The organism is Streptomyces sp. EDA2-14, from assembly GCF_054963755.1.
This window is the reverse complement of sequence record NZ_JBUEGE010000007.1, coordinates 229,910-255,641: the sequence shown is the minus strand read 5'-3', so window position 1 is coordinate 255,641 and position 25,732 is coordinate 229,910. Positions and strand designations below refer to the sequence as shown.

General features: G+C 71.0%; 24 protein-coding genes. 11 read left to right on the top strand and 13 right to left on the bottom strand.

Annotated features, from left to right (window positions below; genetic code table 11):
• Nucleotides 1–148: 148 nt before the first annotated feature.
• The 3 genes from cynR (at nucleotide 149) to ACY34M_RS20470 (ending at nucleotide 1,752) form a co-directional block, all read left to right on the top strand.
• Nucleotides 149–1,090, top strand: a complete 942-nt coding sequence (gene cynR / locus ACY34M_RS20480; protein WP_462722226.1) for a transcriptional regulator CynR — start codon at nucleotides 149–151, stop codon at nucleotides 1,088–1,090.
• 87 nt (nucleotides 1,091–1,177) lie between these two features.
• Nucleotides 1,178–1,255, top strand: coding sequence for a 50S ribosomal protein bL37 (locus ACY34M_RS20475; protein WP_370443954.1), 78 nt, complete (start codon nucleotides 1,178–1,180; stop codon nucleotides 1,253–1,255).
• Between the two features lie 176 nt (nucleotides 1,256–1,431).
• Nucleotides 1,432–1,752 (top strand): hypothetical protein, encoded by a 321-nt coding sequence (locus ACY34M_RS20470; RefSeq protein WP_462722227.1) that lies wholly within the window; start codon nucleotides 1,432–1,434, stop codon nucleotides 1,750–1,752.
• A 14-nt stretch (nucleotides 1,753–1,766) separates the two neighbouring features.
• Here the strand turns inward: ACY34M_RS20470 and ACY34M_RS20465 are convergent, their stop codons facing one another.
• Nucleotides 1,767–2,612 (bottom strand): phytanoyl-CoA dioxygenase family protein, encoded by an 846-nt coding sequence (locus ACY34M_RS20465; protein ID WP_462722228.1) that lies wholly within the window; start codon nucleotides 2,610–2,612, stop codon nucleotides 1,767–1,769.
• A gap of 100 nt (nucleotides 2,613–2,712) precedes the next feature.
• Here ACY34M_RS20465 and ACY34M_RS20460 point away from each other — a divergent pair, with 100 nt between their 5' ends.
• On the top strand, nucleotides 2,713–3,630 hold the full coding sequence (locus ACY34M_RS20460; RefSeq protein WP_462722229.1) for a helix-turn-helix domain-containing protein: 918 nt from the start codon (nucleotides 2,713–2,715) through the stop codon (nucleotides 3,628–3,630).
• A 19-nt stretch (nucleotides 3,631–3,649) separates the two neighbouring features.
• Here the strand turns inward: ACY34M_RS20460 and ACY34M_RS20455 are convergent, their stop codons facing one another.
• Nucleotides 3,650–4,426: a GNAT family N-acetyltransferase gene (locus tag ACY34M_RS20455; RefSeq protein WP_462722352.1), complete on the bottom strand. Its 777-nt coding sequence runs from the start codon at nucleotides 4,424–4,426 to the stop codon at nucleotides 3,650–3,652.
• A gap of 273 nt (nucleotides 4,427–4,699) precedes the next feature.
• Here ACY34M_RS20455 and ACY34M_RS20450 point away from each other — a divergent pair, with 273 nt between their 5' ends.
• Nucleotides 4,700–6,220, top strand: coding sequence for a glycoside hydrolase family 18 protein (locus tag ACY34M_RS20450; protein WP_462722230.1), 1,521 nt, complete (start codon nucleotides 4,700–4,702; stop codon nucleotides 6,218–6,220).
• A 53-nt stretch (nucleotides 6,221–6,273) separates the two neighbouring features.
• Here the strand turns inward: ACY34M_RS20450 and ACY34M_RS20445 are convergent, their stop codons facing one another.
• The 4 genes from ACY34M_RS20445 to ACY34M_RS20430 are packed head-to-tail and all read right to left on the bottom strand — an operon-like array spanning nucleotide 6,274 to nucleotide 10,745.
• Nucleotides 6,274–7,671 (bottom strand): GH1 family beta-glucosidase, encoded by a 1,398-nt coding sequence (locus tag ACY34M_RS20445; protein WP_462722231.1) that lies wholly within the window; start codon nucleotides 7,669–7,671, stop codon nucleotides 6,274–6,276.
• A gap of 8 nt (nucleotides 7,672–7,679) precedes the next feature.
• Complete coding sequence (locus ACY34M_RS20440) at nucleotides 7,680–8,507, bottom strand: carbohydrate ABC transporter permease (protein ID WP_462722232.1); 828 nt, start codon at nucleotides 8,505–8,507, stop codon at nucleotides 7,680–7,682.
• Nucleotides 8,508–8,512: 5 nt separating this feature from the next.
• Nucleotides 8,513–9,463: a carbohydrate ABC transporter permease gene (locus ACY34M_RS20435; RefSeq protein ID WP_462722233.1), complete on the bottom strand. Its 951-nt coding sequence runs from the start codon at nucleotides 9,461–9,463 to the stop codon at nucleotides 8,513–8,515.
• Nucleotides 9,464–9,479: 16 nt separating this feature from the next.
• Nucleotides 9,480–10,745 (bottom strand): ABC transporter substrate-binding protein, encoded by a 1,266-nt coding sequence (locus ACY34M_RS20430; RefSeq protein ID WP_462722234.1) that lies wholly within the window; start codon nucleotides 10,743–10,745, stop codon nucleotides 9,480–9,482.
• 348 nt (nucleotides 10,746–11,093) lie between these two features.
• Here ACY34M_RS20430 and yicI point away from each other — a divergent pair, with 348 nt between their 5' ends.
• Complete coding sequence (yicI, locus tag ACY34M_RS20425) at nucleotides 11,094–13,316, top strand: alpha-xylosidase (protein WP_462722353.1); 2,223 nt, start codon at nucleotides 11,094–11,096, stop codon at nucleotides 13,314–13,316.
• A 39-nt stretch (nucleotides 13,317–13,355) separates the two neighbouring features.
• On the opposite strand, the gene ACY34M_RS20420 is transcribed toward yicI, so the two are convergent.
• A complete protein-coding gene (locus ACY34M_RS20420; protein WP_462722235.1) occupies nucleotides 13,356–14,117 on the bottom strand; it encodes a sulfite exporter TauE/SafE family protein in 762 nt (253 codons plus the stop codon).
• A 46-nt stretch (nucleotides 14,118–14,163) separates the two neighbouring features.
• A complete protein-coding gene (locus ACY34M_RS20415) occupies nucleotides 14,164–14,889 on the bottom strand; it encodes a GntR family transcriptional regulator (protein ID WP_462722236.1) in 726 nt (241 codons plus the stop codon).
• A gap of 262 nt (nucleotides 14,890–15,151) precedes the next feature.
• Here ACY34M_RS20415 and ACY34M_RS20410 point away from each other — a divergent pair, with 262 nt between their 5' ends.
• The 3 genes from ACY34M_RS20410 to ACY34M_RS20400 all read left to right on the top strand — a co-directional run bounded on the left by ACY34M_RS20410 (nucleotide 15,152) and on the right by ACY34M_RS20400 (nucleotide 17,544).
• Entirely contained in the window at nucleotides 15,152–15,946 is a 795-nt protein-coding gene (locus tag ACY34M_RS20410; RefSeq protein WP_462722237.1) for an SAM-dependent methyltransferase, read from the top strand.
• Nucleotides 15,947–16,095: 149 nt separating this feature from the next.
• On the top strand, nucleotides 16,096–16,812 hold the full coding sequence (locus tag ACY34M_RS20405; RefSeq protein ID WP_462722238.1) for a hypothetical protein: 717 nt from the start codon (nucleotides 16,096–16,098) through the stop codon (nucleotides 16,810–16,812).
• 78 nt (nucleotides 16,813–16,890) lie between these two features.
• Nucleotides 16,891–17,544 (top strand): dihydrofolate reductase family protein, encoded by a 654-nt coding sequence (locus tag ACY34M_RS20400; protein ID WP_462722239.1) that lies wholly within the window; start codon nucleotides 16,891–16,893, stop codon nucleotides 17,542–17,544.
• 59 nt (nucleotides 17,545–17,603) lie between these two features.
• On the opposite strand, the gene ACY34M_RS20395 is transcribed toward ACY34M_RS20400, so the two are convergent.
• The 3 genes from ACY34M_RS20395 to ACY34M_RS20385 form a co-directional block, all read right to left on the bottom strand.
• Nucleotides 17,604–18,842: an NADH:flavin oxidoreductase gene (locus ACY34M_RS20395; protein ID WP_462722240.1), complete on the bottom strand. Its 1,239-nt coding sequence runs from the start codon at nucleotides 18,840–18,842 to the stop codon at nucleotides 17,604–17,606.
• 26 nt (nucleotides 18,843–18,868) lie between these two features.
• Nucleotides 18,869–19,462 (bottom strand): TetR/AcrR family transcriptional regulator, encoded by a 594-nt coding sequence (locus tag ACY34M_RS20390; RefSeq protein ID WP_462722241.1) that lies wholly within the window; start codon nucleotides 19,460–19,462, stop codon nucleotides 18,869–18,871.
• A gap of 91 nt (nucleotides 19,463–19,553) precedes the next feature.
• A complete protein-coding gene (locus ACY34M_RS20385; RefSeq protein ID WP_462722242.1) occupies nucleotides 19,554–20,777 on the bottom strand; it encodes a styrene monooxygenase/indole monooxygenase family protein in 1,224 nt (407 codons plus the stop codon).
• Between the two features lie 179 nt (nucleotides 20,778–20,956).
• Here ACY34M_RS20385 and malX point away from each other — a divergent pair, with 179 nt between their 5' ends.
• Both malX and ACY34M_RS20375 read left to right on the top strand, forming a co-directional pair.
• Complete coding sequence (gene malX / locus ACY34M_RS20380) at nucleotides 20,957–22,564, top strand: maltose/glucose-specific PTS transporter subunit IIBC (RefSeq protein ID WP_462722243.1); 1,608 nt, start codon at nucleotides 20,957–20,959, stop codon at nucleotides 22,562–22,564.
• A gap of 3 nt (nucleotides 22,565–22,567) precedes the next feature.
• Nucleotides 22,568–23,734, top strand: a complete 1,167-nt coding sequence (locus tag ACY34M_RS20375; protein WP_462722244.1) for a MalY/PatB family protein — start codon at nucleotides 22,568–22,570, stop codon at nucleotides 23,732–23,734.
• A gap of 8 nt (nucleotides 23,735–23,742) precedes the next feature.
• On the opposite strand, the gene ACY34M_RS20370 is transcribed toward ACY34M_RS20375, so the two are convergent.
• Together ACY34M_RS20370 and ACY34M_RS20365 are read right to left on the bottom strand one after the other, a co-directional pair.
• The gene (locus ACY34M_RS20370) at nucleotides 23,743–23,925 is read right to left on the bottom strand and encodes a hypothetical protein (protein WP_462722245.1); all 183 of its coding nucleotides are present in this window, start codon (nucleotides 23,923–23,925) and stop codon (nucleotides 23,743–23,745) included.
• A 78-nt stretch (nucleotides 23,926–24,003) separates the two neighbouring features.
• A complete protein-coding gene (locus ACY34M_RS20365; RefSeq protein WP_462722246.1) occupies nucleotides 24,004–25,731 on the bottom strand; it encodes an MFS transporter in 1,728 nt (575 codons plus the stop codon).
• Between the last annotated feature and the right edge of the window lies 1 nt (nucleotide 25,732).

The following is a 25,732-nucleotide window of genomic DNA, read 5'->3' as shown; positions in this document are numbered from 1 at the left end:
CGAGCTCCTTCTCTTGCTGTTCCGAACCGGTCGCTCCCAAGGGAGCGCGCCGATGGATTCACCGTGCATCAACTGCGCCTATAGCGTCAAAGACTCGCTGGGCATCCCTTCTATTGGCGTTCTCTATACCTGCTTCTACGCTGGGGACATGTCCGTCGAGCTGCGCCAGGTGCGCTACTTCATGGCCGTGGTCGAGCACGCGGGGTTCACGCGTGCCGCCGAGGTGCTGCGCATCTCGCAGCCGACTCTGTCGCAGCAGGTCAGACAGTTGGAGCGGAACCTGGGCGTGCAGCTCCTCGACCGCAGCGGGCGCACGGTGCGGCCGACCGACGCGGGGCGCGCGTATCTGGAGCACGCGCGGCGCGCGCTGCGGGACCTGGCCGCCGGGGAGCGTGCGATCCACGACGTACGGGATCTGTCGCGCGGGCATGTGCGCCTGGGGGTGACGCCGACGTTCACCGCGTACTTGGTGGGGCCGCTCATCGCGGCGCTGCGGGAGCGGCATCCGGGCATCACGGTCGCGGTGCGGGAGCTGACGCAGGACCTCCTGGAGGCCGAGCTGCTCGCGGACGAGTGCGATCTGGGGATCGCCTTCCAGGGCGGTGAACTGCCGGGGATCGCGGTGGAGCCGCTGTTCACGGAGCACCTGAGCCTGGTCACGGGCGGCGGGGCCGATTCCGCCCGCGCGAGCGACGCGCCGCGGACGGCCGCCGAGCTGGACCGGCTGCATCTCGCGCTGCTCAGCCAGGACTTCGCCACGCGCGGCCGGATCGACGCGTACTTCGCCGAGCACCGGGTGCGGCCCCTGATCGCGGTCGAGGCCAACTCGCTGCAGACCTTGATAGACGTCGTGCAGCGCACCGGCCTGACCACCGTGCTCCCCGACCCGGTCACCCACGAACATCCGCACCTGACCCCGCTTCCGGTCGACCCTCCCCTGCCCACGCGCACGGCCGCCCTTCTCAGCCGCGCGGACGGCTACCGGAGCGCGGCGACCGACGCCTTCGCCGGGCTCGTCCGCGAGTACATCGAGGCCCAGCCGTTCCGACCGCCGGAGCCTTCATCGCATGTGACGCAGGACACACATTAGCCATGCATGATCACGGGTATGAGCACGCACGCTGCCTGGACAGATCCAGGGAGAACCACAAGAAACACCACACCCTGGGAGGTATCGATGTCCTCGAAGCGACGCCGTAAGAAGAAGGCCCGCCGCAAGAACGGCGCCAACCACGGCAGCCGTCCCCAGTCCTGAGGACTGACGGCAGCGATACGGAGCGGGGCGGCAGAGCAGTCTGCCGCCCCGCTTCCGTGTGTCGGGCCGCGTCCCGGATCTGCCCGCCGAGACTGAACGGGCCTGTGGGGGCGTGCGTATCCCTGTGGGACGTACTGCTCACTACGCGCTGCGAGGCGTGGAGGAGGACCGTAGAGATGTCGGAATCCGGCGAACCACTGTTGTACGCGCTGCCGGACGGTGAGGCCGAGATCGCCGTGAAGCTGCGGCTCACGTGGGAGGACCTCGCGGCGATCGGGCAGGAGGCGAGCAGGTTGGCCGCGCGGGTACAGCGAAGCGTGACGCTGGACGAGGCCATCAGCCACCGGCTGCGCTCGCGTCCCTCCACCGCTTCCTCGAAGCCGCAGTCCGGGGCGGCGGCGCTGCCGGCCCCGGTCCCGAACGGCCGCTCCTCGGCGGACCAGGCCCGCCAGGCTCTCGACAAGACGAGCGGGAGGGGCGGCCAGGAATCGGGGTGACGCGTGGCCGTCGGCTAGTGCGGGGCCGGGGCGAACTCGTTGCCGCACGGGCCGCCGCCGGTGCTCTCCGCCGCCTGCACCGCCTGCCCGTCCATCGTCTGGAGGTCGTAGTAGCGGGCGATGCGTTCGGCGGACCGGCCGACGTAGTGGCAGATGAACGAGCGCCGGAAGCGGTCCGGTGTGCGGTTCGGTCCGGAGCCGTGGACCAGGGTGCCGTTGAAGAACAGGACGTCGCCGGGCGCCATGTCGACGGGTTCGGCGACGAGCCCCTCGGGCGGTGGCACGTACTCCCGCGCGAAGGAGAGACTTTCGTCCGCCTCCTCGGGACAGAACAGGTCCATGAGGTGCGTGCCGGGGACGACTTCGAGGCCGCCGTTGTCCCGGTCGATGTGGTCGAGGGCGACCCAGGCCGCGACGCAGGTGCCCGGTTCGACGCGCAGGTAGAAGTTGTCCTGGTGCAGGGCCTGACCGCGGGCGCCAGGCGGCTTGAAGTAGAACATGCTCTGCGCGGCCAGCGGCTCCTCACCGAACAGGCCCGTCAGGATGCCGGCGAGGCGCGGGTCGAGGAGACGGCGCCGCGCCAGGTCGTTGAAGCGGTGCGGCTGCATCACGCGGGGGTACGCGAGGAGCGGGTCCGGGTCGCCGTCGGCCGGTTCGGGCTTGGGCTCGAAGTGGCCGGGCACGGGGCCCGCGGCCTGCACGCCCATGAACTCGTCGGTGAGTTCGCGGGTTTCGGCGGCGTCGAAGAGGGCGGGGGCGACGGCGTAGCCGCGCGTGCGGAACTGTTCCTGGAACGCGGCCAGGTCCGGGACGGCGAACTCGTCGGTCTGCACGGGGTGTTCCTCTCGGCCGTCGGACATGTCTTGAGCACGCGCGGACCGTGTGCTGGACTGCTGCGGACTCGTGATCCACGCGGAAGCGGACTGATCCGAAACTACGGCCGGAGGCAGTGGACACCGAATGACGGGCACCAGCGCGGACATGCCGGAAACTGCTGCCGACACACCGTCCCCGCCGCCGCAGTCGCTCGTCGCCGCGCGGTTCTCGCAGCCCGCCGACTACCGGGTGACCCGCGCCGCGGGCGCCGCCAACTGGCTGCTCATGTGGACCGCCGAGGGGCGTGGCCAGGTGCGCGGCAGCGGCCCCTGGATCGGCCAACGGCCCGGTGACCTCGCCGTGCTCCCCGCCCGTCACCAACACACCTACCGCACCGATCCGTCCGTACGTTCCTGGGGCGGCTGGTGGGTGCACTTCCAGCCGCGCGCGGCCTGGCCTGCCTGGCTGCGCGAGCACGTCCGGGACGGTGGGGTGTACTGCGTCGCCGGGGTACCCGGCGCGGTGCACGACCGGGTCGACGCGGCGTTCCGGCGGCTGCACGCCGACGCGCGGTGGGCCGACGGGGAGGCGCCGCCCGCCGAGGACCCCGCGGGCATCGCGGTCGCCTCCGCCGGGCCCGGCCGTGAGCTGGCACTCGGCGCCATCGAGGAGGTGCTGTTGCTGGCCATCGGGTCCACGGCCGCGGCGGGGCGCGCCGCTGCCGCGCTGCGTGATCCGCGCATGGCGCGGGCCGACGCGGTGATCGCCGCGGACCCCGGAGGCCCGCACACGGTCCGCTCACTCGCGCGCCATGTCGCCCTGTCGCCCTCGCGGTTCGCGCACCTCTACGCCGAGCAGACCGGCCGTACTCCGATGCAGGCGGTGCGTGCCGCCCGGCTCGGGCACGCGCGGCAACTCCTGGACGCCACCGACCTGGACATCGGGCAGGTGGCCCGGGCCTCGGGCTTCGCGAGTCCGTTCCACTTCAGTCGGGCCTTCCGCGAACGCTTCGGGGTGCCGCCGACGATCTATCGGACGGGGTCGGACCATGCCGAGGAATGAAGCACGGACGCCACACCGTTCAAGGGCTGATCGCGTGTTCGGTGAACTCGCCGCAGGCACGGAATCCCAGGCGCCGGTACACGGGCTCCCCCTCGGCGGACGCCTGCAGGACCGCGAGGTCCCGGCCACCGCCCGGGCCGCCGTCGCGGGCCGCGCGCAGTGCGGCGAGCGTGATGGCACCGCCGTAGCCGCGTCGGCGGTGCGCGGCCAGGGTGGCGATGTTGTAGATCCCGGCGACGCCCGCGTGCTGGAACACCTCGGCGGAGCAGACCGGTTGCCCTGCCACGTAGCCGACGAGGTAGTGGGCGGGGCACCCCGCGGCCAGTGCCTGCGGGGCGGCGCGGGTGAAGAACCGGCGGACGGTGTCGGCGGGCGGGGACCAGTTCGCGGCGAGCATCGTGGCGTAGTCGGCGAGTTGCCCGGGGGTGGTCACCGACCGAATCTCCAGGCCTTCCGCGGCGGGCGCTGGAAGCGTGTCGTCCAGCTCCGCCCACATCGCCGTCTCACGCTCGGCCTCCGGCAGCCCCGCGTCGACGAGGCGCGCTGCGAGGTCCTTCGGCGTCGAGGCGGGCCCCACCCACCAGGAGAACGGGCGTCCCGTGCCGGCCAGGGCGCGCGCGGTCCCGGCGATGCGCGCCGGGGCGGAGGCGGCGGTGAAGCGGGCAGTGGCGACGATGTTGAAGGTGTCGTCGTCCAGACCGCTGTCGGCGATCAGCAGGTCGTCCGTCTCCGTGACGGTCGCATCTGGTGTGCTCCGGTGCAGATGACAGGCGTGTTCCGCCAGGTTCCGCTCCATCCGGTCCAGCAGGTCGGCTTCTTCGTGTGCGTGGGCGTGCATGGGGATCGATTCCAGCATGGGCAGGGGTGGGCCGCACGCGATTATCAGGGGTGCGCCGCACGCGGTTATGGGGCGCAGTGTCCGTTTGTGTCCTGACACATCACACACCTCGACCGCATAACCCTCGGTAGGCCGCGACGAGTTGTGCCCGACCCCCACCGAGCGGACACGAGTCGAACACAGGGCCTACGATGTTCCGCCGTGCCCCGCACCCGAACGTGAAGGACCCGCATGGCGCCCCCGTCCCACCGCCCCGCCGGAAAGCGCCGCAGGCCGCGCCCCTCAGGGTCGCTGTGGCCGGCCGCGCGCCGGATCACCGGCACGGGTCGGGCGCTGTCCGGCCGCCGCTCGGGCGCGTTCGTCGCCGGCGGCGCCGTGCTGGTCGCGGCCACGGTCGGCGGCACCCTGCTGGCCACGGGCGGCGACGAACCAGCGGCGCTCACCGCGCGCTACCAGGGCACGGCGACGTCGAACGACGCCTTCACCGGGCGGTACGTGATCCACAACGGTGGCGGGTCCGCGACCTCCGACTGGACGCTGTCCTTCACCCTGCCGAAGGGCGCCAGCCTCTCCGCCCTGTCGCACGCGCACTACACGGTGCGGGGCAGGCACGTGACGGCCGAGCCGAGCCGCGATGACGCCCCGCTCGCTGTGGGGAAATCCGTCACGCTCACCCTCAAGGCACGCTCCTTGTCCGGCGCGCGGCCCACGGACTGCTCGGTCGACGGCACCCCCTGCTCGATCGGCGCGATACCCGCGAGCGCCTCGCCGTCGCCGAAGCCCTCGCGCTCCGCGCCGGAGAAGCACACGCCAAGGCCCAAGCCGACCCGCTCCACCGTCCCGCCCGAGCCGGTTCGGTTCGCCCCGTACGTGGACACCTCCCTCTCCCCCGCCTTCGACCTGCCGCGCTCGGCCCGCAGTACGGGCGTGAAGACGTACACCCTCGCCTTCGTGAAGCCCAAGGGCGACTGCACCCCGCAGTGGGGCAAGTCGACGCTCGACGGCAACCGCGTGGCCGCCAAGGTCGGCGCGCTGCGCGCCGCGGGCGGCGACGTCCGTGTCTCCTTCGGCGGCCAGAGCGGCAACGAACTCGCCCGCACCTGCACCTCGCCGTCGCGGCTCACCTCCGCGTACGAAGAGGTCATCGACCACTACAAGCTGACCAAGGTCGACTTCGACATCGAGGGCGACGCGCTGACCGACCGGGCGAGCGTGGAGCGGCGCAATCGGGTCGTCGCGGCGCTGCAGCGCCAACACCCCGGTCTGGACGTGTCGTTCACGCTGCCCGCGCTCCCCCGCGGGCTCACCGCGGACGGGCTCTCACTGCTGCGTAACGCCAAGAAGCACGGCGTCGACATCGGCGCCGTCAACGCCATGGCCATGAACTTCGGCTCCTCCCCCGCGCCGCACCCGCGCGGCCGGATGGGCGAGTACGCCATCGACGCGGCCGAGGCCACGCACGACCAGCTCAAGGGCATCATCGGCGGCTCGGACCGTGCGGTCTGGAACCGGGTCGCGGTCACCCCGATGATCGGGGTCAACGACGTCGAAGGCGAGGTCTTCGGCCTCTCCGACGCCGCACGGCTCGGCGCGTTCGCGAAGTCCAGGGGCATGGCCTGGATCTCCCTGTGGTCGGCCACCCGCGACCGCGCCTGCCCGGACGGCTCGGGCGGACCGGCGGCGGCGACGTGCAGCGGCGTGGGCCAGTCCGCCGACGCGTTCATGAAGGCGTTCCTCGCACACACCCGCTGACGACACCGCACCGCGCGTTCCCCCGCCCGGGCAGGCCTGGAAGGCATCACCGCCTAGCTGCTCGGCCCCCGGTGCGCCGCGATCAGCTTGCGGTACCAGTGGTAGCTGTCCTTGGGCGTGCGCTCCAGGGTGTCGTAGTCGACGCGGACGACGCCGAACCGCTTCGCGTAGCCGAGGGCCCATTCGAAGTTGTCGAGCAGCGACCAGACGTAGTAGCCGCGGACGTCGACGCCGGCGTCCATGGCCGCGCGCAGCGCCGTCAGGTGGGTCTGGAGGTAGTCGACGCGGTCGGTGTCGTGGACGGCGCCGTCTGCGGCGACCTCGTCGTGCTCGGCCGTGCCGTTCTCGGTGATGTGGATCGGTGGCAGGGCGTCGCCGTACCGTTCCTTCAGCGTGGTCAGCAGGTCGGTGAAGGACTCGGGGACGACGGGCCAGCCCATCGCGGTGCGCCGTACGTCGGGGTAGCCGGTCTCCGCGTACCGGTTGTCGGTGGCGACGCGCAGCGCGGGGTCGGGTTCGCGGTGCGGGGCGTCGGTGACGACGATCGGCCGGTAGTAGTTGACGCCGAGGAAGTCGAGCGGCTGGCCGATGAGGTCGAGGTCGCCCTCGCGGCGGAAGTCCTGGCGCGTGATCAGTTCGCCCCAGGTGTCCTCCTCCGTCGTCGGGTAGCGGCCCGCGAGGATCGGTTCCGTCCAGACGAGGTTGTGCTGGGTGTCGGCGCGGACGACGGCCGCGCGGTCGGCGGCGCTGTCGGTGGCGGGCACGTTCCGGTCGAGGTTCAGGGTGATGCCCGCCTCGCGGACACCCGCCGCCCGCAGCGCCTTCATCGCCAGGCCGTGGCCGACGAGCAGATGGTGCGCGGCGGCCAGCGCGCCGGTGCCCTCCTGCGCTCCGGGCGCGTGGCGGCCCACCGAGTAGCCGAGGAAGGCGCTGCACCAGGGTTCGTTGAGGGTGATCCAGCGCGGGACGCGGTCGCCGAGGTGTTCGGCGACGAGCGCCGCGTACTCGCCGAACCGTTCGGCGGTCTCGCGCACCCGCCAGCCGCCCTTGTCCTCCAGGGCCTGCGGCAGGTCCCAGTGGTAGAGCGTGGCCGCCGGTTCGACGCCCGCCTCGAGGAGTTCGTCGACGAGCCGCGAGTAGAAGTCGAGGCCCTTGTGGTTCGCGGGTCCCTCGCCCGTCGGCTGGATGCGGGGCCAGGCGATCGAGAAGCGGTACGAGTCGACGCCGAGGTCGCGCAGGAGCGCCACGTCCTCGGGGTAGCGGTGGTAGTGGTCGCAGGCCACGTCGCCGGTGTCGCCGTCGTGTGTGCGGCCGGGGGTGTGGCTGTAGGTGTCCCAGATGGAGGGGCCGCGGCCGTCCTCCTTCGCGGCGCCCTCGATCTGGTACGAGGCGGTGGCCGCGCCGAAGACGAAGCCGGGCGGGAACTGGGGGAACGCGGTGAAGTCGTTCATGTGTGGCCTTACTTGACGGATCCGCCGGTGATCCCGGCGGCGATGTACTTCTGGGCGAGGACGAGGAGCACGGCCGCCGGGATCGCCGACAGGACCGAGGCGGCCATGACGGAGCCCCAGTCGCCGACGTGCGCGCCGATGTACTGGTAGATGCCGAGCGTGACGGGCTTGACGTCGTCCGTGGTGTTGAGCGTGAGCGCGAACATGAAGTCGCTCCACGCGTACAGGAAGGAGAACAGCCCCGCCGTGATCAGGGAGTTGCGGCTCATCGGCAGGACGACCTGGACGAACGTGCGCAGCCTGCTCGCGCCGTCGGCCTCGGCCGCCTCGATGACCTCCTTCGGGATCGCCACCATGAAGGAACGCATGAGGACGATGGCGAAGGGGATGCCGAGCGAGGCGTCGGCGAGCATCAGGCCGAAGTAGGAGTTGACCAGGCCGAGATCGACGTACGCGCTGTAGAGGGCGTTGGCGATGACGATGCCCGGCACCATCTGCGTGATCAGCGTGCCGAAGACGATGCTCTTCGTGCCGGGCAGCCGGAACTGCGCGAGCCCGTACGCGGCGGGCGCGGCGATCGCCAGGCAGATCGCGACGGCGCCGAGGGCGACGGCGAGCGAGGTGAGCAGGTGGCCGCCCTGCTCGCGGACGGCGGACGTGAAGCCGGAGAGGTCCGGCGAGTGCGGTACGGCGGAGACGTCGAGGAGTCCGGACGCGGGCTGCAGCGCCGTGTTGACCATCCAGTACAGCGGGAACAGCATCACGCCGAGGATGAGCACCCCGGCGACGGTGGCGCCCCAGCGGCGTCCGGTCCTGGTGGTGGTGGCTGTCGCCATTGCGGTCACTTCCCCTCGGAGCGGTTGGCCCGCAGGTAGAACACCGCGAAGACGGCGGAGATCAGGATGAGGACGTTGCCGACGACGGCGCCCGCGCCGAAGTCGAGCTCGACGAACGAGTTCTGGTACGTGAGGGTGCCCAGCGTCTGCGTGGAGTCGGCGGGGCCGCCGTCGGTGAGGGCGAGGATCAGGTCGAGGATCTTGACCGTCGACATGAAGCCCAGGACCAGCACGACGGTGATCACCGGCTTGAGCAGCGGCAGGGTGATCGACCGGAAGGTGCGCCAGGCGGACGCGCCGTCGAGCGACGAGGCCTCGTACAGCTCCTTGGGGATCTCCTGGAGGCCGCCGTAGAGGATCACCATGTTGAACGGGATGCCGATCCAGATGTTGACCATGACCACGGAGAACAGGGCCATGCCGGGGCTGGTCAGCCATGGGGTGTGGCCGCCGAGACCGAGGGTTTCGGCGAAGGAGTTGAGGACGCCGGTGTCCTGGTCGAGGATCCGGCGCCACACGATGCCGGAGACGACCATGGGGACGAGCCAGGGCAGCAGGATCAGCGAGCGCAGGAAGCCGTTCAGCGGGAACTTCTTCGTGAAGAAGACGGCGAGCGCGAGCCCGATGCCGAACTGTCCGATCAGCGAGCCGACGGTGAAGACGATCGTGTGCCAGAGCGCCTTGCCGAACAGGTCGTCGTGGAAGACCTTGCCCCAGTTGTCGGTGCCGTTGAAGGGTGACTTGCCGTCGAAGAACGTGGACGGCGAGAAGTCCTGGAAGCTCATCACGACGTTGCGGACGAGCGGGTAGCCGAAGAACAGCAGCATGAAGACGACGGCGGGGGCGATGAACCCCCACTGGCCGATCCTGCGGCGGCGCCGCGCGCGGGCCGGGTCGGTTCGCGGCTCGGCCGCGGGGCGCCGGGCGGCGGGTGCGGTGGCTGTGGTGGTCGACATGGTGATGGGTCCCCCCTCAGTTCCCGCTCGTGGCGCGGGCCTGCGCCTTCTTCAGCGCGGCTTCGCTGGACTGGCCGGTGAGCGCGGACTGGAAGGCGCTCTGCAGGGCGAGCGACACGGACGACCAGCGCGCGCCGACCTTCGCGGTGCGGGAGCGGGCGGTGGCCACCTGGTCGGCGAGCGCGTCGAGTTCGGGCACCTCCTTGCGCCAGGTCGCGGCGGCCTTCTCGTTGGCGGGGACCATCCAGCTGTTGCGGGCGTAGGTGATCTGCTCCTGCTCGGACGACATGCAGCGGATGATCCGCGCGGCGGTCTTCTGGCGGCCCGTGTCCTCGATCTTCGGGACGGTGAGGACGGCGCCGCCGAGCGGGCCGACCGACTCGTCGCCGCTGCTGGGGACCGGGATCTGCGCGATGCCCCAGTGCAGGTTCTTCTTGGTGTTCAGCGTCTCCACCTGCCACGGACCGTTGATCATCATCGCCGCGTTGCCGGCCATGAACTGGTCGTTGACGTCGGCCTGGGTCCAGTTGACGGTCGACTTGGACAGCGAGCCGTCGCCGATGAGGCCCTTCCAGTAGTCGAGGGCGCCCGCGACCTTCGGGCCCGCGAGGTCGGTCTCGTCGCCGCCGTTGGACCACATGAACGGCGCGAACTGGAAGACACCGTCCTCCGCGCCGCCCGCGCTCAGCGCGATGCCGTACTGGCCGCCCCGCGTGAGCTTCTTCGCGCTCTCCCGCATCTCGTCCCACGTGGTGGGGACTTCGAGGCCGGCCTTCTTGAGGATGTCCTTGTTGTAGAACAGGGCGAGGGTGTTCACCGTGCGGGCGGCTCCGTAGTACGTCCCCTTGTACGAGCCGAAGTCGACGATGCCCTTCGGTATGTCCTTCGTGGACAGTCCCAGGGAGCGCAGATCGACCAGGCCGCCCGCCTGCGCGAACGTCGGCATCTCGGAGGCGTCGAACTGGATGACGTCCGGCAGCGACTTCGAGGACGCCATGCGCAGCGACTTCTGCATGACCTGCGCGGCGGGGACGCTCTGCTGCTCGATGGTGAGGTCCAGCTTCTTGCCGCAGCGGGCGAGCGTGGCGGCGTCCCAGCCGTGGTACGAGGCGTCGGTCGAGGAGTTCAGGACGGTGAACACACTGGGATCGCTCCCGGAGGCGCAGCCGGTGAGCGCCGCGCCGGCGACGAGTGCGGAGCAGGCGGTGAGTGCCGCGGTGGTGCTTCGGCCGCGGCGGCCGCGCCGGTGGCGCGGTCCGTCCGGTGGAAGTGCTGCTGTCACGGTGGATGCCCAAGCCTTGAAGGGGTGGCCGGCTCCGGCGGAACTCCCGTGTCCCGACGGGGTGGTCGCCTGGCGCGGTGCGGTTCCGGCCTGTGCCGCACACGCGGAGCGCGTTTGTTTTCCGCCATGACTAATACGTCATCAAGCGCTTCGACACCAGACCCTGCGATCAACTTCATTGCTCGTACATGACCTGCAACCCGTCGTGACAACCGGAATCGAAGCGCTTCGACGATCCGGCGTCCCGACCTCTTGATCTTTCGATGCCCATGAGCTCAAATGCCGTCTACAGGCACACCGCATCCACCGGCACAGCGCCCACGCTCATTGCCCACCCTGAGGAAGATGATGAAGTTCACCGACGGTTTCTGGCTGATGCGCGACGGGGTGGAGGCCTCGTACGCGACCGAGGTCCGTGACCTCCGCGTCGACGCCGACCGCTTCACCGCGTACGCGGCGGTCAAGCGGATCGAACGCCGGGGCGACACCCTCAACTCCCCCCTGCTGACCGTCGACTGCTTCACGCCGGCCGAGGGCGTCATCGGTGTCCGCGTCACCCACCTCGCCGGAAAGCGGCACAGCGGCCCCGACTTCGAACTCCCCGGAGCGGACAGCGGGGCGGGCGCCGCGCGCCGCGACGGCACGCTGGTGGAGCTGTCGAGCGGCCCGCTCTCCGTGCGTCTCGACGAGGCCACGCCGTGGCACCTCTCGTTCCGCACCGCCGACGGCCGCGAGGTCACGTCCTCCGGCGGCAAGGGCACCGCCTTCTTCCGGACACCCGACGGCGCGCACCACATGGCCGGACAGCTGTCCCTCGGCGTCGGCGAGCAGGTCTACGGTCTCGGCGAACGCTTCACGCCGTTCGTCAAGAACGGCCAGGTCGTCGACATGTGGCAGGCCGACGGCGGCACGAGCAGCGAGCAGGCGTACAAGAACGTCCCGTTCAGCCTGCACGTCTCCCCCGCGGGCGCGTACGGCGTGTTCGTCGCGCACCCCGGCCGGGTGAGCTACGAGATCGGCTCGGAGTCGGTCGGCGCGATGCAGTTCAGCGTCGAGGACCAGTCGATCGAGTACTACGTCGTCGCGGGCCCCACCCCAAAGGACGTGCTGCGCCGCTACACCGCGCTCACCGGCCGCCCGGCGCTGCCCCCCGCGTGGTCCTTCGGCCTGTGGCTGACGACGTCGTTCACGACGCGGTACGACGAGGAGACCGTGACGTCGTTCGTCGACGGCATGGCCGAGCGGGACATCCCGCTCAGCGTCTTCCACTTCGACTGCTTCTGGATGCGCGAGTACCAGTGGTCGGACTTCGAGTGGGACCCCGCGGTCTTCCCCGACCCGGAGGGCATGCTGGCCCGCCTCAAGGAACGCGGACTGCGCATCTCCGTGTGGATCAACCCGTACATCGCCCAGAAGTCGTCCCTGTTCGAGGAGGCCGCGGCACACGGCTACCTGGTGAAGCGGCCGAACGGCGACATCTGGCAGTGGGACCTGTGGCAGGCGGGCATGGGCCTCGTGGACTTCACGAACCCGGAGGCCTGCGCCTGGTTCCGCGCGAAGCTCAAGGTGCTCCTCGACCAGGGCGTCGACTGCTTCAAGACGGACTTCGGCGAGCGCATCCCCACCGATGTCGTCTGGCACGACGGCTCCGACCCGGAGCGCATGCACAACTACTACACGCACCTGTACAACCAGGTCGTCTTCGATCTCCTAGAGAAGGAGCGGGGCCGCGGCGAGTCGGTGCTGTTCGCGCGCTCGGCCGCGGCGGGCGGCCAGCAGTTCCCCGTGCACTGGGGCGGCGACTGCTGGTCCTCGTTCGGCGCCATGGCGGAGTCCCTGCGCGGCGGCCTGTCCCTGTCGCTGTCCGGCTTCGGTTTCTGGTCCCACGACATCGGCGGTTTCGAGGGCACGCCCGACCCGGCGGTCTTCAAGCGCTGGCTGGCGTTCGGCCTGCTGTCGTCCCACAGCCGCCTGCACGGCTCGTCGTCGTACCGCGTCCCGTGGGAGTTCGGCGACGAAGCGGTCGACGTGGCACGGGAGTTCACGCGGCTCAAGCACCGCCTGATGCCGTACCTGTACGGCGCGGCGGCCGAGGCCCACACGACGGGGGTGCCGCTGATGCGCCCGATGCTGCTCGACTTCCCCGACGACCCGACGTGCCGCGCCCTCGACCGCCAGTACATGCTCGGCCCCGACCTCCTGGTGGCCCCGGTGTTCACGGCCGACGGCGACGTCGAGTTCTACCTGCCGGAGGGCACCTGGACCCACCTCCTGACCGGCGAGCGCGTCCAGGGCCCGGCCTGGCGCCGCGAACGCCACGGCTTCGACAGCCTGCCGCTGTACGTACGACCGGGCGCGGTCCTCCCGATGGGCGCGGACGCCTCACGCCCCGACGGCGACTGGCTCGACGGCCTCACCCTGCTCGCCACGGCGGACGCGCGGGACGTGACGGTGACGGTGCCGGACCTGCACGGGGGCGTGGCCGCGACGTACCGGGTGGTGCGGGACGGCGCCGACGGGGCGGCGGCGGTCGAGGAGGGACACGAAGGGGTGACGGTCAGGGAGCTCTGACCCACCGTCACCGTGCCGGGTCCCCGTCAATGCGGCGCGTCAATGCAGCGCCAGGAACGGTGCCGACGCCAGGAGGAACGCCACCATCGCGTACTTCAGGCGGCGGGCCGGGAGGGCGTGGGCGATGCGCCAGCCGATGAGGACGCCGGCCAGCTCCGGGATTCCCACCAGCGCGGCGAGGGACCAGTCGACGTCGCCGTGGAGCACGTACGCCACCGTGCCCACGCTCGCGATCACGATCGACTGGGCCTGCGCGGCGGCCAGTGAGGAGAGGACCGGGAGGCCCGCGACCACGAGCAGCGGGACGCTCAGCATGGGGCCGCCGAGCCCGAACAGGCCCGCCACGACCGCGACGAGGCCGCCGATGAGGACGGTGCGGATCAAAGGCAGCTCGGCGCGCTCGGCCGTGCCGGTGGACCGGCGGTCGCGCACCCACACCAGGATCGCGGTGACGGCGACCGCGCAGGCCAGCAGGATCCCGAAGCCGCGTCCCGCGACGAGGGTGTTGCACAGCACGCCCAGGGGCGCGCCCACGACGGCCGCGCAGGCGAGTGCGGCGGCACAGCGCCGGGTGCCGGGGTCGCGGAGCTGTCCCGACCGGGCATAGGCCGCCGTGCCGAGCAGGCCCGTGGCGACGTGCGTGACGATCGCGGTGCCCGCGACGCCCGAGGGGGTGAGGCCGGAGAAGAGGAACAGGCCGATGGTGGGCAGCACCCCGCCGGGGCCGATGGCGGTGATCCCGATGCCGCCGAGCAGCCCGGCCACCGCCAGGAGTACGAGGTGTGTGGTGTCCAGGGTCATGTCCGCTCCCGCCGTCCTTGCCGTTGTTCTCGCACGTACGGCTCCCTCAGTCCCTCGGCAGGACGGCGCGCAGGGCGAACCGGTCCGCCCGCACCCGCAGGGACTCGGCGTCGACCGGGCGGCCGTCCGCGAGCCGGGTCAGGCGGTCGATGGTGAAGAGGGCGTCGCCCGCCGCGACGTGCAGCAGTCGCGCGGTGTCCGGGTCCGCGGTGACGGCGTGCACCGTCACCTCGGCGCTGCCCAGCCGCGTGCCGCTGGTCTCCTCGATGAGCGCGAACAGATCACGGCCCGCGAGGTGACGGTCGAGCAGCGGGCGGCCGATGTCGGGGGCGAGCCAGGTCGAGTCCAGGGAGAGCGGGGCCGCGTCGAGACATCTCAGGCGCTCGATGTACACCGCTTCGGAACGCTCCGGGAGGTCGAGCCGCTGGGTGATCGCGGGCGGGGCGTGGGGCACGACACGTGCCTCGCGCACCTCGTTGGTGACGGTTCCGTATCCGGTCAGCTCCTCGGCGAGGCCGACCAGACGGCCGAGCCCGTGCCCGGCCTTCCGGCCGGTGACCAGGGTGCCGATGCCCCGCCGCCGGGTGACGACGCCCTCGTCGCGCAGCATGTTCAGCGCTTCGCGCACCGCATTGCGCCCGGCGCCGAGGGACCGGCCCAGGGCGCGCTCGTCGGGCAGCACACCGTCGTACGCGCCGTCGACGATCCGCTGCCGCAGCACGTCCGCCACCCGGCGTGCCCGGTCGGCGCGCGTTCCGTCACGGTGTTCCATGCCCGTCCCTTCGCCACGTTCCATGTGACGGCAGACCGTACGCCCTCTTATGTTTCGCGGGTGTTACGCCACCCCTTCCGACCTGCACAAACGTCTGACCTGCGAGGGAGCGGCGCGCCGCGGCGGCAACGCCGGTCGACGCCGCACGGGCGCCACCTCGCCCTCCGCCGACCCACCACCGCGCCGGTCGTATCAACTCCCGGATGGCATAACCTGGTTGACACGTGAATCACGGCGACCCATCGACCCTTCGGAGCGACTCGTGCCCCAGGACCGTCCACTGATCGACAGTGACGCACCGCACTCGGCCCGCATCTGGAACTACTGGCTCGGCGGCAAGGACTGCTACGAGGTCGACCGCACGGTCGGCGACGCGATCCAGGAGGTCAACGCGGAGATCGTGCACGTGGCTCGGGCCCAGCGCGCATTCCTCGCCCGCACGGTCTCCCACCTCGTACGGGACGCGGGCATCGACCAGTTCCTCGACATCGGCACCGGGCTGCCCACCATCGACAACACCCACGACGTGGCACAGCGCCTGAATCCGGCGGCGCGCATCGTCTACGTGGACCACGACCCGGTCGTGCTGCGGCACGCGGAGGCCCTACTGACCAGCACTCCGCAGGGAGCCACCGACTACATCGAGGCAGATCTGACCGATCCGGCCGACATCCTGCGGCAGGCCGCGCACACCCTCGACTTCAGCCGTCCCGTGGCCCTGATGCTGCTCGGTGTCGTCGCCCATGTCACCGACGAGCGCGCGTACACGATCGTCGAGGAGCTCAAGAGCGCGCTGCCCGGCGGCAGTCACCTGGTGCTGTGCGACAGCACCGAGGTGTACCACCCGGAGGCCACGCGTGCGATGGTCGAGCAGTGGAACAGCACCAGTGACAACCCTCGGACCAACCGCACACCCGAGCAGATCGGCCGCTTCTTCGACGGCCTGGACCTGGTCGAACCGGGTCTGACCTCCGTCTCCCAGTGGCGCCCCGAGGCCCTGGAGGGCGAACTCCCGGAGCCGGTGAGCAGTTTCGGTGGCATCGGCCGCAAGGCCTAGTGGGCGTCAACCGGCCAACTCCCGTACCGTAAAAGGTGACCGATCTGAGCTGACGTGCCACATGTCGGGTACCAGGGTGAGTACCATCCGGCCCTACAGCACACACGTGCACACCGACAGATTCCTCCTTGTCACGAAAGCGAGTCACCATGCCGGAGACCACGCCCCAGAGCGAACTCAAGACCCACTACGCCGACCGCATCTCGCAGGATCTCGCGCACAACGAGAGCGAGTTGAAACGGATCAGCGGGGAAATCGCTTCGTTGCAGGCCGAATTGAGTACGCTCGAAGAGAACCGCGCCCTGCTGGAAAGCATGTTGACCTCCCTGGGCAGGGGCGAGGTGCCGCCGCTTCCGGCGCCCGCTCCCCAGAAGGCGGCCGGAAAGCCGACCGCCAAGGTGCCGCAGCAGAAGCAGCGGGACACGGCGTCCGCGAAGCCCGCCCGGGCCAAGAAGGCGCGTGCGACGCCCGGTACCACCGGCAAGGCGTCGAAGACCGCCAAGTCCGCCGCGGCCACCACTGCCGCCGCTCCCGCCGCCAAGAAGTCCGAGCCGCAGGGCGGTGGCACGCTGGTCGAGCTGATCGTGTCCCAGCTGGGCGCCGAGACCAGCCCGCGCTCGGCCGCCGAGATCACCTCGACGCTGCAGAAGTCGCACCCGAAGCGGGAGTTCAGCACCAAGGTCGTCCGCAACACGCTGGAGGCCCTGGTCGCCAAGGCCCGCGCCGAGCGCACCCGGCAGAAGCGCTCGGTCTTCTACGTCGCCTCGCCCGGCTCCGGCGCGCCCGCGAAGGAGACCGCGTCCGCCAAGGCCGGCGCGGGCACGGCGGCGGACGGCAAGGCCGGGGAGAAGGACGGCGCCGCGTGACACCCCGCCCGGCGCCTGCGCGATGAGTTTCGATCGCCGTGGCAGTCTCACAGTTGTCGATCACGTAGGAGGATCCTTGTGAAACAGCAACTGCTGAAGGTCCAGAACTTCACCGTGTCCGCGGACGGCTTCGGTGCCGGTCGGGACCAGAGCCTGGAGCGGCCGTTCGGCCACGCCGACCCCGGCCAGATGTTCGCCTGGGCCGGGGCCACGGCGAGCTGGCCCAATCGCACGGATCCGGGCGGCTCCCGCGGCATCGACGACTATCTGACGCGGGACTTCGACCACAACATCGGCGCGGAGATCATGGGGCGCGGAAAGTTCGCGCCCCAGCGCGGGCCCTGGCCGGACCACGAGTGGCGCGGGTGGTGGGGCGAGGAGCCGCCGTTCCACACCCCGGTGTTCGTCATGACCCACCACACGCGCCCGTCCTTCACCCTCTCCGACACCACGTTCCACTTCGTCGACGCCGACCCCGGCACCGTCCTCAAGCAGGCCAGGGTGGCGGCGCAGGGCAAGGACATCCGGCTCGGCGGTGGCGCCACCACCATCCGCGAGTTCCTGGAGGCCGACCTCGTCGACACCCTGCACGTCGCGGTCGCGGACGGCATCACGCTCGGCACGGGTGTGAAGCTCTGGGACTCCCCCGACGAGCTCCTCGACCGCTTCCACCTCGATGTCGTGCCGAGCCCGACGGGCGGGGTGCGCCACCATCTGTTCTGGCGGAAGTGACCTGAGGCAACGGCGCGGCACACCGGTGCGGCGAGGTGTGCGGGGGCCGCGCCAGGGCTTCAGTGGCCGCGGGCGTGGAAGGGCTCCGGCTCGATGAGGACGCACCGCGTCCCCGTGTAGATGGTGGGCATGCAGCGGTTGCAGTGGATGCACAGGGAGTGGCTGGGCCGGTCCGCCGCGCGGTCCTCGGCGAACCGGTTGATCAGGTCGGGTTCACGCAGCAGCGCGCGGCCCATCGCCACGAACTCGAAGCCCTCCGCCATGGCTGATTCGGCGGTGTGCCGGTCGGCGATGCCGCCGAGCAGGATCAGCGGCAGTTTCAGTGCGGCCCGGAACTGCCGCGCCGAGGGCAGCAGGAACGCCTCCTCGTAGGGGTAGGCGCGGATGAACTTCTTGCCGACGCGCTCGATGCCGAAGCGCTGGGGCTGCGGGAACGTCGCGGCGAACTGCCGCACGGGCGCGCCGCCGCGGAACAGGTACATGGGGTTGAGCAGGGAGCTTCCCGCGGTGAGTTCGAGGGCGTCGACGCTGCCGTCGGCCTCGAGCCAGGCGGCGGTGCGCAGGCTCTCGTCGAGCCAGATGCCGCCCGACACGCCGTCGTCCATGTTGAGCTTGGCGGTGATCGCGATCTCGTCGCCGACCTCGTCGCGCACCGCGCGGGCCACGCCGCGGGCGACCTTGGCGCGGTTGGCGAGGGTGCCGCCGTACTCGTCCTTGCGCTTGTTGAGTTTCGGACTGAGGAAGGCGCTGGCGAAGTAGTTGTGCCCGAGGTGGATCTCCACCGCGTCGAATCCGGCCTCGACGGCGGTGCGGGCCGCGCGGGCGTGGGCGCGGGTGACGCGCGCGATGTCGTCGCGGGTGGCGGGGCGGGCGAAGCGGAAGGACTGCAGGTTCAAAAAGCGGCTGGGCGCGAGCGGGGGCAGCCCGTTGGAGACGGGGTCGGCGACGGGTCCGGCGTGGCCGATCTGCGCCGAGATCGCGGCGCCCTCCGCGTGCACGGCGTCGGTGAGTCGGCGCAGTCCCGGCACGGCTTCGGGCCGCATGTGGATCTGGTCGCGTTCGGTACGTCCCTCGGGGGCGACGGCGCAGTACGCGACGGTCGTCATGCCGACGCCCCCGGCCGCGGGGCGCCGGTGGTACTCGACGAGTCGGTCGCTGACCAGGGCGTCACGCGTGACACCTTCGAAGGTGGCCGCCTTGATCACCCGGTTGCGGAGGGTCAGGGGGCCGAGCCGTGCCGGGGCGAGCAGGTCGGGGGCGGGCGGGGTGGTGGCGCGGGTGGAGTCGGCTGTGCTCATGGCTGGGCAACTCCTCAACTGTCGGATCACGGTGGGGCGTTCAGGCCCGCCGTGACGAAGGCGATGACTGTGCCCACCGGCGGTCGGGGCGTCGCGCCCAGTTCGGCGGTGGCCAGCTGTGGCTCCCCGTAGAGCTGGAGCAGCAGGTCGAACGTCATGCGCAGCCGGTGTCCGGCCGCCGCCCGGGAGAGGTCGGGGCGTGCGGCGCACAGCAGCTCGCGCCACGGGCGGTGCCCGAACCACCTCTCGTCGAAGGGGAGTTCGCGGCGGCGCAGCACGACGCGGGCGAGCAGGTGCAGCAGCATCCGGCCGTGCGGGGTCCGGGTCAGCTCGTCGAGCGGTCGTACGAGCACGTCGACGAACTCCTCGACGCGCGGCGCCCTCCCCTCGGCCGCCCGTCGTTCCACGTCCGCGAGCGGCGCGGCCCACAGCGGTCCGAGTCTGCTCTGCAGCAACGCCGCGACCAGGTCTTCCTTGGTGCCGAAGTGGTAGTGCACGGCGGCCGGGTTCCTGCCCGCCGCCGCGTTGACCGCGCGGACCGACACCTGCTCGTACCCCTTGGCGAGGAAGAGCCGTTCCGCGGCGTCGAGCAGTGCCGCCCGCGTGGTGTCGGTGGGCATGGGCACAGGACAGCACGGCGCGGCACACTTTTCAATCAGTGATGGAAAACCGGTGAACTCCCGTCACCGGCCGGTGCGTCGGTCCGGTCCGCTACGCGGCGCCGTGTCGCCGCAGGAACGCCCTGGTGCGCTCCGGGGTCGCCACGGCGCGCCACTGCCGGTCCGGGTAGCCGAAGTTGTCGGTGAACTCGTCGGCGGCGCTCTTGTGCGTGCTCATCGCGCCGAGCAGGTGCAGGATGTGCTCGGCGGGCGGTCGGGTCATGAGTTCGGACCAGCGGGCGGCTCCGAGGACGACGTCGGCCCGGCGCCGGGCGACGCGCCGGCAGAACAGTTCGTCGAAGGCCAGGTCCTCGGCGATGGCGTCGGCGACGACCTGCGCGGAGTGCGAGGCCGAGTTGGCGCCCTGGCCGACGATCGGGTCGACGGTGGTGTGCGCGTCCCCGAGGGCCAGCGCGCAGCGCCCTCCGGGCAGCGGTGTGAAGTCGGCGCGCACGGTCGGCACGATCGCGGTCCGCACCACGTCGAGGGGGCCGGTCAGGCCGAAGTCGGCGGGGATGATGCGCTCGAAGATCGTCGGGTGGTGGCGCGCGAGTTCGTCGAGCGTCGCGCGCAGGAAGCGCCTGGTGTCCTCCTCGGCGTCCGCCGCGCACAGTCCGTCGGCCCCGCCGCCCGGTACGCATTCGAAGAGCAGCGCGGTGACGTGGCCCGCGGCGGAGTAGAGCGGGATCTCGATGACCTCGCCGCGGCCGGGCGCGATCGACAGCGTGACGCCCTTGGGTTCGGTCGGCGCCACTCCGTGGTAGAGGCCCGCGCACAGCAGGCGGCGGGGCGCGTCCACGGTGGCGGGGTCGGCCACCGCGGGGAAGAGCTCCGCCAGCGGGCCCCGTCCCGATGCCACGACCAGCAGGTCGTGGCGGGCCGCGACGTGCTCCAGGTCGGCGGGCAGCACCTGCCGCACCGTCACCTCGCCGCCCCGCTCCTGGAAGTCGGCGGCGAGCGCGGGCAGGTAGAGCCGGTGGTCGACGGCCCGCGAGGGTGCGGCGAAGTCACCGCGGAAGATCAGCGGCGTGGGCCCGCCCACGTAGTGGTGGTGGCAGCCGTAGCCGTACTCGTCCCCCGGCCAGCGCTGCACGCCGAGCGCGGCCTCGCGCAGCAGGGTCGGCGCGTGGTGGGCGACGGTGGCCGGAAGCCGACCCGACGCGGCGGTCTCGGGCGGCCGGTCGGTGTAGAGGGTGACGTCGACGCCCTGTTCGCGTAACAGCAGGCCCAGGTGCAGGCCCGCCACTCCGGTTCCCACGATCCCGATGTCCGGCATGCGCGCTCTCCCCCACGACGAGTTCGACTCGGTGACAGCTACAACCGTTCCGGCGCAGGGGCACCTACCCGAGGCCGGGGGCACGCATGCGACAAGCCCCATGGACACGGCGCGACCTGCTGTGATCTCATCCGGTTCAGCCGACTCCCCCCTCAGGTCCGAAAGACGACACACCCCCCATGAAGAAGACCAAGGCCGCGCTCTGGGAGTTCCTCCAGAGCCTCGGCAAGACGTTCATGCTGCCCGTGGCCCTGCTCGCCTTCTGCGGCATCATGCTGGGCATCGGCTCCTCGCTCTCCAGCGACGCCGTCACCGGCAATCTGACCTTCCTGCAGGGCCAGGGCTTCCATCTGGTCTTCACGTGGATGGCCAACACCGGTCAGGTCGCCTTCCAGTTCCTGCCCGTGATGTTCGCGATGGCCATCCCGCTCGGTCTCGCCCGCGAGGACAAGGGCGTCGCCGCCTTCTCCGGTTTCGTCGGCTACGCGGCGATGAACCTGGCGGTGAACTTCTACCTCACGGCCAAGGGCGTGGACTTCGACGACTCGAAGGCGATCGCCCACTACGGCATCGCCGATGTCATCGGCATCCAGTCCATCGATACGGGACTCCTCGGAGCGGTCGCCGTTGGCATCGTTGTCAGCCTGCTTCACCAGCGGTTCCGTACGCAGCGGATGCCCGATGCGCTGGCCTTCTTCGGTGGCCTGCGCTTCGTGCCGATCGTCTCGGCGCTCACGCTGAGCGTGCTCGGTCTGCTGATTCCGCTGGTGTGGCCGACGTTCAACGGCTGGATCACCGATCTGGGCCGGGCGATCGGGCACGCGGGTGTCTTCGGGCCGTTCTTCTTCGGCATGGGCGAGGTGCTGCTGCGCCCGGTGGGCCTGCACCATATCCTCGTCGCCATGTTCCGCTTCACCGACGTCGGCGGTGCGGGCGCGGTGTGCGGGGACCAGGTCTCCGGCGCGCTGAACATGTTCTACGCCCAGCTCAACTGCTCCAAGCCGCCCACGGGCGCCGTCACCGACGCCACGCACTTCCTCTCGCAGGGCAAGATGGCGGCGTACCTCGGCGGTCTGCCGGGCGCCGCGCTCGCCATGTACCACTGCGCCCGCAGGAGCATGCGCCCCGAGATCAAGGCGCTCCTGGTCTCCGGTGTCGTGGCCTGTGTCGTCGGCGGCATCACGGAGCCGCTGGAGTTCCTGTTCCTGTTCATCGCGCCGTGGCTGTACTTCCTGCACGCCGTCCTCGTCGGTCTCGGCTTCCTCGCCGCCGCCGTCCTCGGGGTGTTCATCGGCAACACGGACGGCAATGTCATCGACTGGCTCGTCTTCGGTGTCCTCCAGGGCACCACCACCAAGTGGTATCTGGTGCCGGTGATCGCCGCGGTGTGGTTCGCCGTGTACTACTTCCTGTTCCGCTGGGCCATCAAGCGCTTCGACCTCAAGACGCCGGGGCGGGAGGAGGAGACCGCCGAGGAAACCGAGGACGAGGAGTCCGGGAAGGCGACGGACGAGGACGGGAAGCCGCGTGAGCTGGTCGCCGGGAAGTACGACGCCGTGGCGATCCTCGACGCGATCGGCGGCGCGGACAACATCACGTCGCTCGACAACTGCATCACGCGCCTGCGCCTGACGGTCGAGGACGCGGAGCGGGTGGACGAGCCGCGTCTGAAGAAGCTGGGCGCCGTCGGTGTCGTAAAGCTCGACGCGCACACCGTCCAGGTCGTCATAGGCCCGCAGGTGCAGTCCGTGAAGGACGCCATCGCGACGATGGTCCCGGTGGGCTGAGCCGTGCGAGACCCCTCCCCCGCCTACGACTTCGACACCGTCGTCGACCGGCACGGCACCTGGTGCACGCAGTGGGACTACGTCGAGGACCGCTTCGGCGTGCCGGACCTGCTGCCGTTCACGATCTCCGACATGGACTTCGAGACGGCGCCCGAGGTGCTGGCGGCGCTGCGCGGCCGGCTCGACCACGGCGTGCTCGGCTACTCCCGCTGGCGCCACGACGACTTCCTGTCCGCGATCGTCGACTGGTACGACACCCGGCACGGCACCCCCGTGGATCCGGACGCGATCGTCTACGGCCCGTCCGTCATCTACCAGGTCGGGCAGCTACTGCGGCTGTGGTCGCGCCCCGGCGACGGCGTCGTGACGCACACCCCGGCCTACGACGCCTTCCCCAAGACGGTCGCCGCGCACGAACGGCGGCTGCTCACCTGCGCGTTGGACGACTGGGCCGAGCTGGAGCGGCTGCTGTCGCTGCCGGACACGTCGGTGCTGCTGCTGTGCTCCCCGCACAACCCCACCGGCCATGTGTGGACCGCCGATGAACTCGACCGCATGGCCGGGCTGTGCGCGCGTCACGACGTCGCGGTCATCAGCGACGAGATCCACTCGGACCTCGCGCACCCGCCGTCCGTCCACCGGCCGTGGGCGCTGCACGGCGGCCCGGGCGCGCGGTGGGCGGTGGTCACGTCCGCGTCGAAGTCCTTCAACATCCCGGCGCTGACCGGCAGTTACGGAATCGTCGGGGATCCGGGGTCACGCGACGCCTACCTGCGGCAGCTCAAGGAGGCCGACGGCCTCTCGTCCCCCGCGGTGCTGTCGCTGGTCGGCCACATCGCGGCCTACCGGGAGGGCGGTGCCTGGCTGGACGCGCTCGGCACATACCTGCGCGGGAATCTGTCGTACGTGGCGGAGCGCCTGGCGCAGGAGTTCCCCGAGCTGGGCTGGACGCCGCCCGAGGCGGGCTATCTCGCCTGGATCGATCTGCGGCCCCTCGGCGTCGACGAGGACGCGCTCCAGCGCGAGCTGGTCGAGCGGCAGCGGGTGGCGATCATGCCGGGCACGGCGTACGGAGCGGCCGGGCATGTGCGGCTGAACGTGGGCTGCCCGCGCTCCAAGGTGGAGCGCGGGGTCACGGCCCTGATCGACGGAGTGCGCGCCGTCGGCTGAGGCGGCGGTCAGCGCACGAGTGCGTACACGACCCAGCCGACGAGGAACAGCACCACGATTGTGGTCAGGATCGCGGTGCCTGTCCCCGTCTCCATCGAGCGTTCCTGGTCGAGCTTCTTCTCCTTGATGAACGCCTTGGTGTCTTCGTCCGTGCGCGTGCGCACCCACTGCCCGTTCATGCCACCGAACATCGCGGTGCACCTCCCCGTTTTGACTGATCTTGCGCCTAACCGAATCAGCCCGGATCAAACGTGCGGCGTACGGGCGGGTCAGGTCCCGGCGCCGCGCAGTTCGGCGAGCGCCGCCGCGGTGAGCGGGCGCGGCGCCGCGTCCGCGCCGGTGCCGACGAGGACGACCGTGCACGCGCAGGCGTGGGTGAGCGCCGTGGTGAAGCTCCCGTCGGCGAACTGCGTCAGCGGCCCGCGCGGCGAGTGCCCGACGGCCACGACGCGGGCGCCGACGTCCGCCGCGTGCCGGGCCAGCACACGCCCCGCGGCGGCGTGGTCGCCGACGCTGCTCAGCACCTGCCCGGTGGCGGCCACGCCCTGTCCTGCCAGCCGGTCGAGGTGGGCGGTGACGGCGGCGCGGGCCTGCGCCAGCCCCTCGGTGTCGGCGGCCTGATCGTCGACCACGGCGGTCTGCTGGACGTGCACGACCTCCAGCGGGCTGCCGGTGTCACGGGCGAGACGCGCCGCGGCGTCGACGATGGCGGGCGCCCGGTCGTGGTCGCCGACGGCGACGACGACGCGCGGATCGGCGCTGCGGGACGCGGCTCCCACGGGCGTCAGCGAAGGCTGCACCGGCTCACCCTCGCCCAGGTTGGCCTCGGCCCGGCGCAGCAGCCGGTGTCCGCTGGCGAGGACCGGGATGGCGAGCAGGAAGGTGAGTGCTGCGAGGTAGAAGGGCACGCTCAGGTCCATGGCGTCGGCGAGCTTGCCCGCGACGTACGGGGCGAGGCCGCCGCCGATGAACCGCAGGAAGCCGTACGCGGACGAGGCGACGGGCCGCTCCACCGGGGAGACCAGCATGACGGCCTGCGTGGTGAGCGTGTTGTTGATGCCGATGAAGGCGCCGCTGACGATGACCGCGACGATCACCACGGTCGGCGTCGAGACCCCGGCGGCGATGACGGCCATGACGACGCCGAGGCAGAACAGGTTCGCGTACAGGACGGCCGCGGTGCCGTAGCGCGCCTGGAGGCGCGGCGCGAAGAACACGCTGAACAGGGCGACAAGCAGGCCCCAGCCGGTGAAGACGAGGCCGAGTTCGTGGGCGTCGAGCTCCATCGGGTACGGGGCGTACCCGAGCATCGTGAAGAAGCCCCAGTTGTAGAGCAGCGCCATGATGCCCATGGTGAGCAGGCCGCGGTGGCGCAGCGCCTTGAGCGGGGCGAGCGGTGAGGTGATCTTCTTGGGGCGTGGCAGGTCGGGGACGAAGGCGATGGTGGCGACGAGCGCAATGGCCATCAGGACGGCGACGCCGAAGAACGGTCCGCGCCAGCTGATCGCCCCCAACTCGCCGCCGAGCAGCGGCCCGACGGCGATGCCGAGGCCGAGCGCGGTCTCGTAGAGGATGATCGCGCCGGCGAATCCGCCGCTCGCGGAGGCGACGATGACGGCCAGGGAGGTGGCGATGAACAGGGCGTTGCCGAGGCCCCAGCCGGCCCGGAAGCCGACGATGCCGTTGATGGAGCCGGTGGCGCCGGCGAGCGCCGAGAACACGACGATGACGCTCAGGCCTATGACGAGGGTGCGTTTGGCGCCGAAGCGGCTGGAGAACCAGCCGACGACGAGCATCGCGACCGCGGTCACGATGAGATAGCTGCTGAACAGCAGGGACACCTGGCTGGGCGTGGCGTGCAGGCTCTCGGCGAGGGCGGGCAGGATCGGGTCCACGAGACCGATGCCCATGAAGGAGATGACGCAGGCGAACGCGACGGCCCAGACGGCCTTGGGCTGCTTGAAGGGGCTCGCGGTCTTCGCGGTGGGTGCACTCATG

What these genes read in the sequence shown, in the direction of transcription:
- yicI (WP_462722353.1), top strand. Translation starts at nt 11,094, where the DNA reads ATGAAGTTCACCGACGGTTTCTGGCTGATGCGCGACGGGGTGGAGGCC.
- ACY34M_RS20465 (WP_462722228.1), bottom strand. Translation starts at nt 2,612, where the DNA reads ATGTCCGACGGCCGAGAGGAACACCCCGTGCAGACCGACGAGTTCGCC.
- ACY34M_RS20435 (WP_462722233.1), bottom strand. Translation starts at nt 9,463, where the DNA reads ATGTCGACCACCACAGCCACCGCACCCGCCGCCCGGCGCCCCGCGGCC.
- ACY34M_RS20395 (WP_462722240.1), bottom strand. Translation starts at nt 18,842, where the DNA reads ATGAGCACAGCCGACTCCACCCGCGCCACCACCCCGCCCGCCCCCGAC.
- ACY34M_RS20475 (WP_370443954.1), top strand. Translation starts at nt 1,178, where the DNA reads ATGTCCTCGAAGCGACGCCGTAAGAAGAAGGCCCGCCGCAAGAACGGC.
- ACY34M_RS20470 (WP_462722227.1), top strand. Translation starts at nt 1,432, where the DNA reads ATGTCGGAATCCGGCGAACCACTGTTGTACGCGCTGCCGGACGGTGAG.
- ACY34M_RS20385 (WP_462722242.1), bottom strand. Translation starts at nt 20,777, where the DNA reads ATGCCGGACATCGGGATCGTGGGAACCGGAGTGGCGGGCCTGCACCTG.
- ACY34M_RS20415 (WP_462722236.1), bottom strand. Translation starts at nt 14,889, where the DNA reads ATGGAACACCGTGACGGAACGCGCGCCGACCGGGCACGCCGGGTGGCG.
- ACY34M_RS20390 (WP_462722241.1), bottom strand. Translation starts at nt 19,462, where the DNA reads ATGCCCACCGACACCACGCGGGCGGCACTGCTCGACGCCGCGGAACGG.
- ACY34M_RS20365 (WP_462722246.1), bottom strand. Translation starts at nt 25,731, where the DNA reads ATGAGTGCACCCACCGCGAAGACCGCGAGCCCCTTCAAGCAGCCCAAG.
- ACY34M_RS20460 (WP_462722229.1), top strand. Translation starts at nt 2,713, where the DNA reads ATGACGGGCACCAGCGCGGACATGCCGGAAACTGCTGCCGACACACCG.
- ACY34M_RS20440 (WP_462722232.1), bottom strand. Translation starts at nt 8,507, where the DNA reads ATGGCGACAGCCACCACCACCAGGACCGGACGCCGCTGGGGCGCCACC.
- ACY34M_RS20370 (WP_462722245.1), bottom strand. Translation starts at nt 23,925, where the DNA reads ATGTTCGGTGGCATGAACGGGCAGTGGGTGCGCACGCGCACGGACGAA.
- ACY34M_RS20450 (WP_462722230.1), top strand. Translation starts at nt 4,700, where the DNA reads ATGGCGCCCCCGTCCCACCGCCCCGCCGGAAAGCGCCGCAGGCCGCGC.
- malX (WP_462722243.1), top strand. Translation starts at nt 20,957, where the DNA reads ATGAAGAAGACCAAGGCCGCGCTCTGGGAGTTCCTCCAGAGCCTCGGC.
- ACY34M_RS20420 (WP_462722235.1), bottom strand. Translation starts at nt 14,117, where the DNA reads ATGACCCTGGACACCACACACCTCGTACTCCTGGCGGTGGCCGGGCTG.
- ACY34M_RS20455 (WP_462722352.1), bottom strand. Translation starts at nt 4,426, where the DNA reads ATGGAGCGGAACCTGGCGGAACACGCCTGTCATCTGCACCGGAGCACA.
- ACY34M_RS20405 (WP_462722238.1), top strand. Translation starts at nt 16,096, where the DNA reads ATGCCGGAGACCACGCCCCAGAGCGAACTCAAGACCCACTACGCCGAC.
- cynR (WP_462722226.1), top strand. Translation starts at nt 149, where the DNA reads ATGTCCGTCGAGCTGCGCCAGGTGCGCTACTTCATGGCCGTGGTCGAG.
- ACY34M_RS20445 (WP_462722231.1), bottom strand. Translation starts at nt 7,671, where the DNA reads ATGAACGACTTCACCGCGTTCCCCCAGTTCCCGCCCGGCTTCGTCTTC.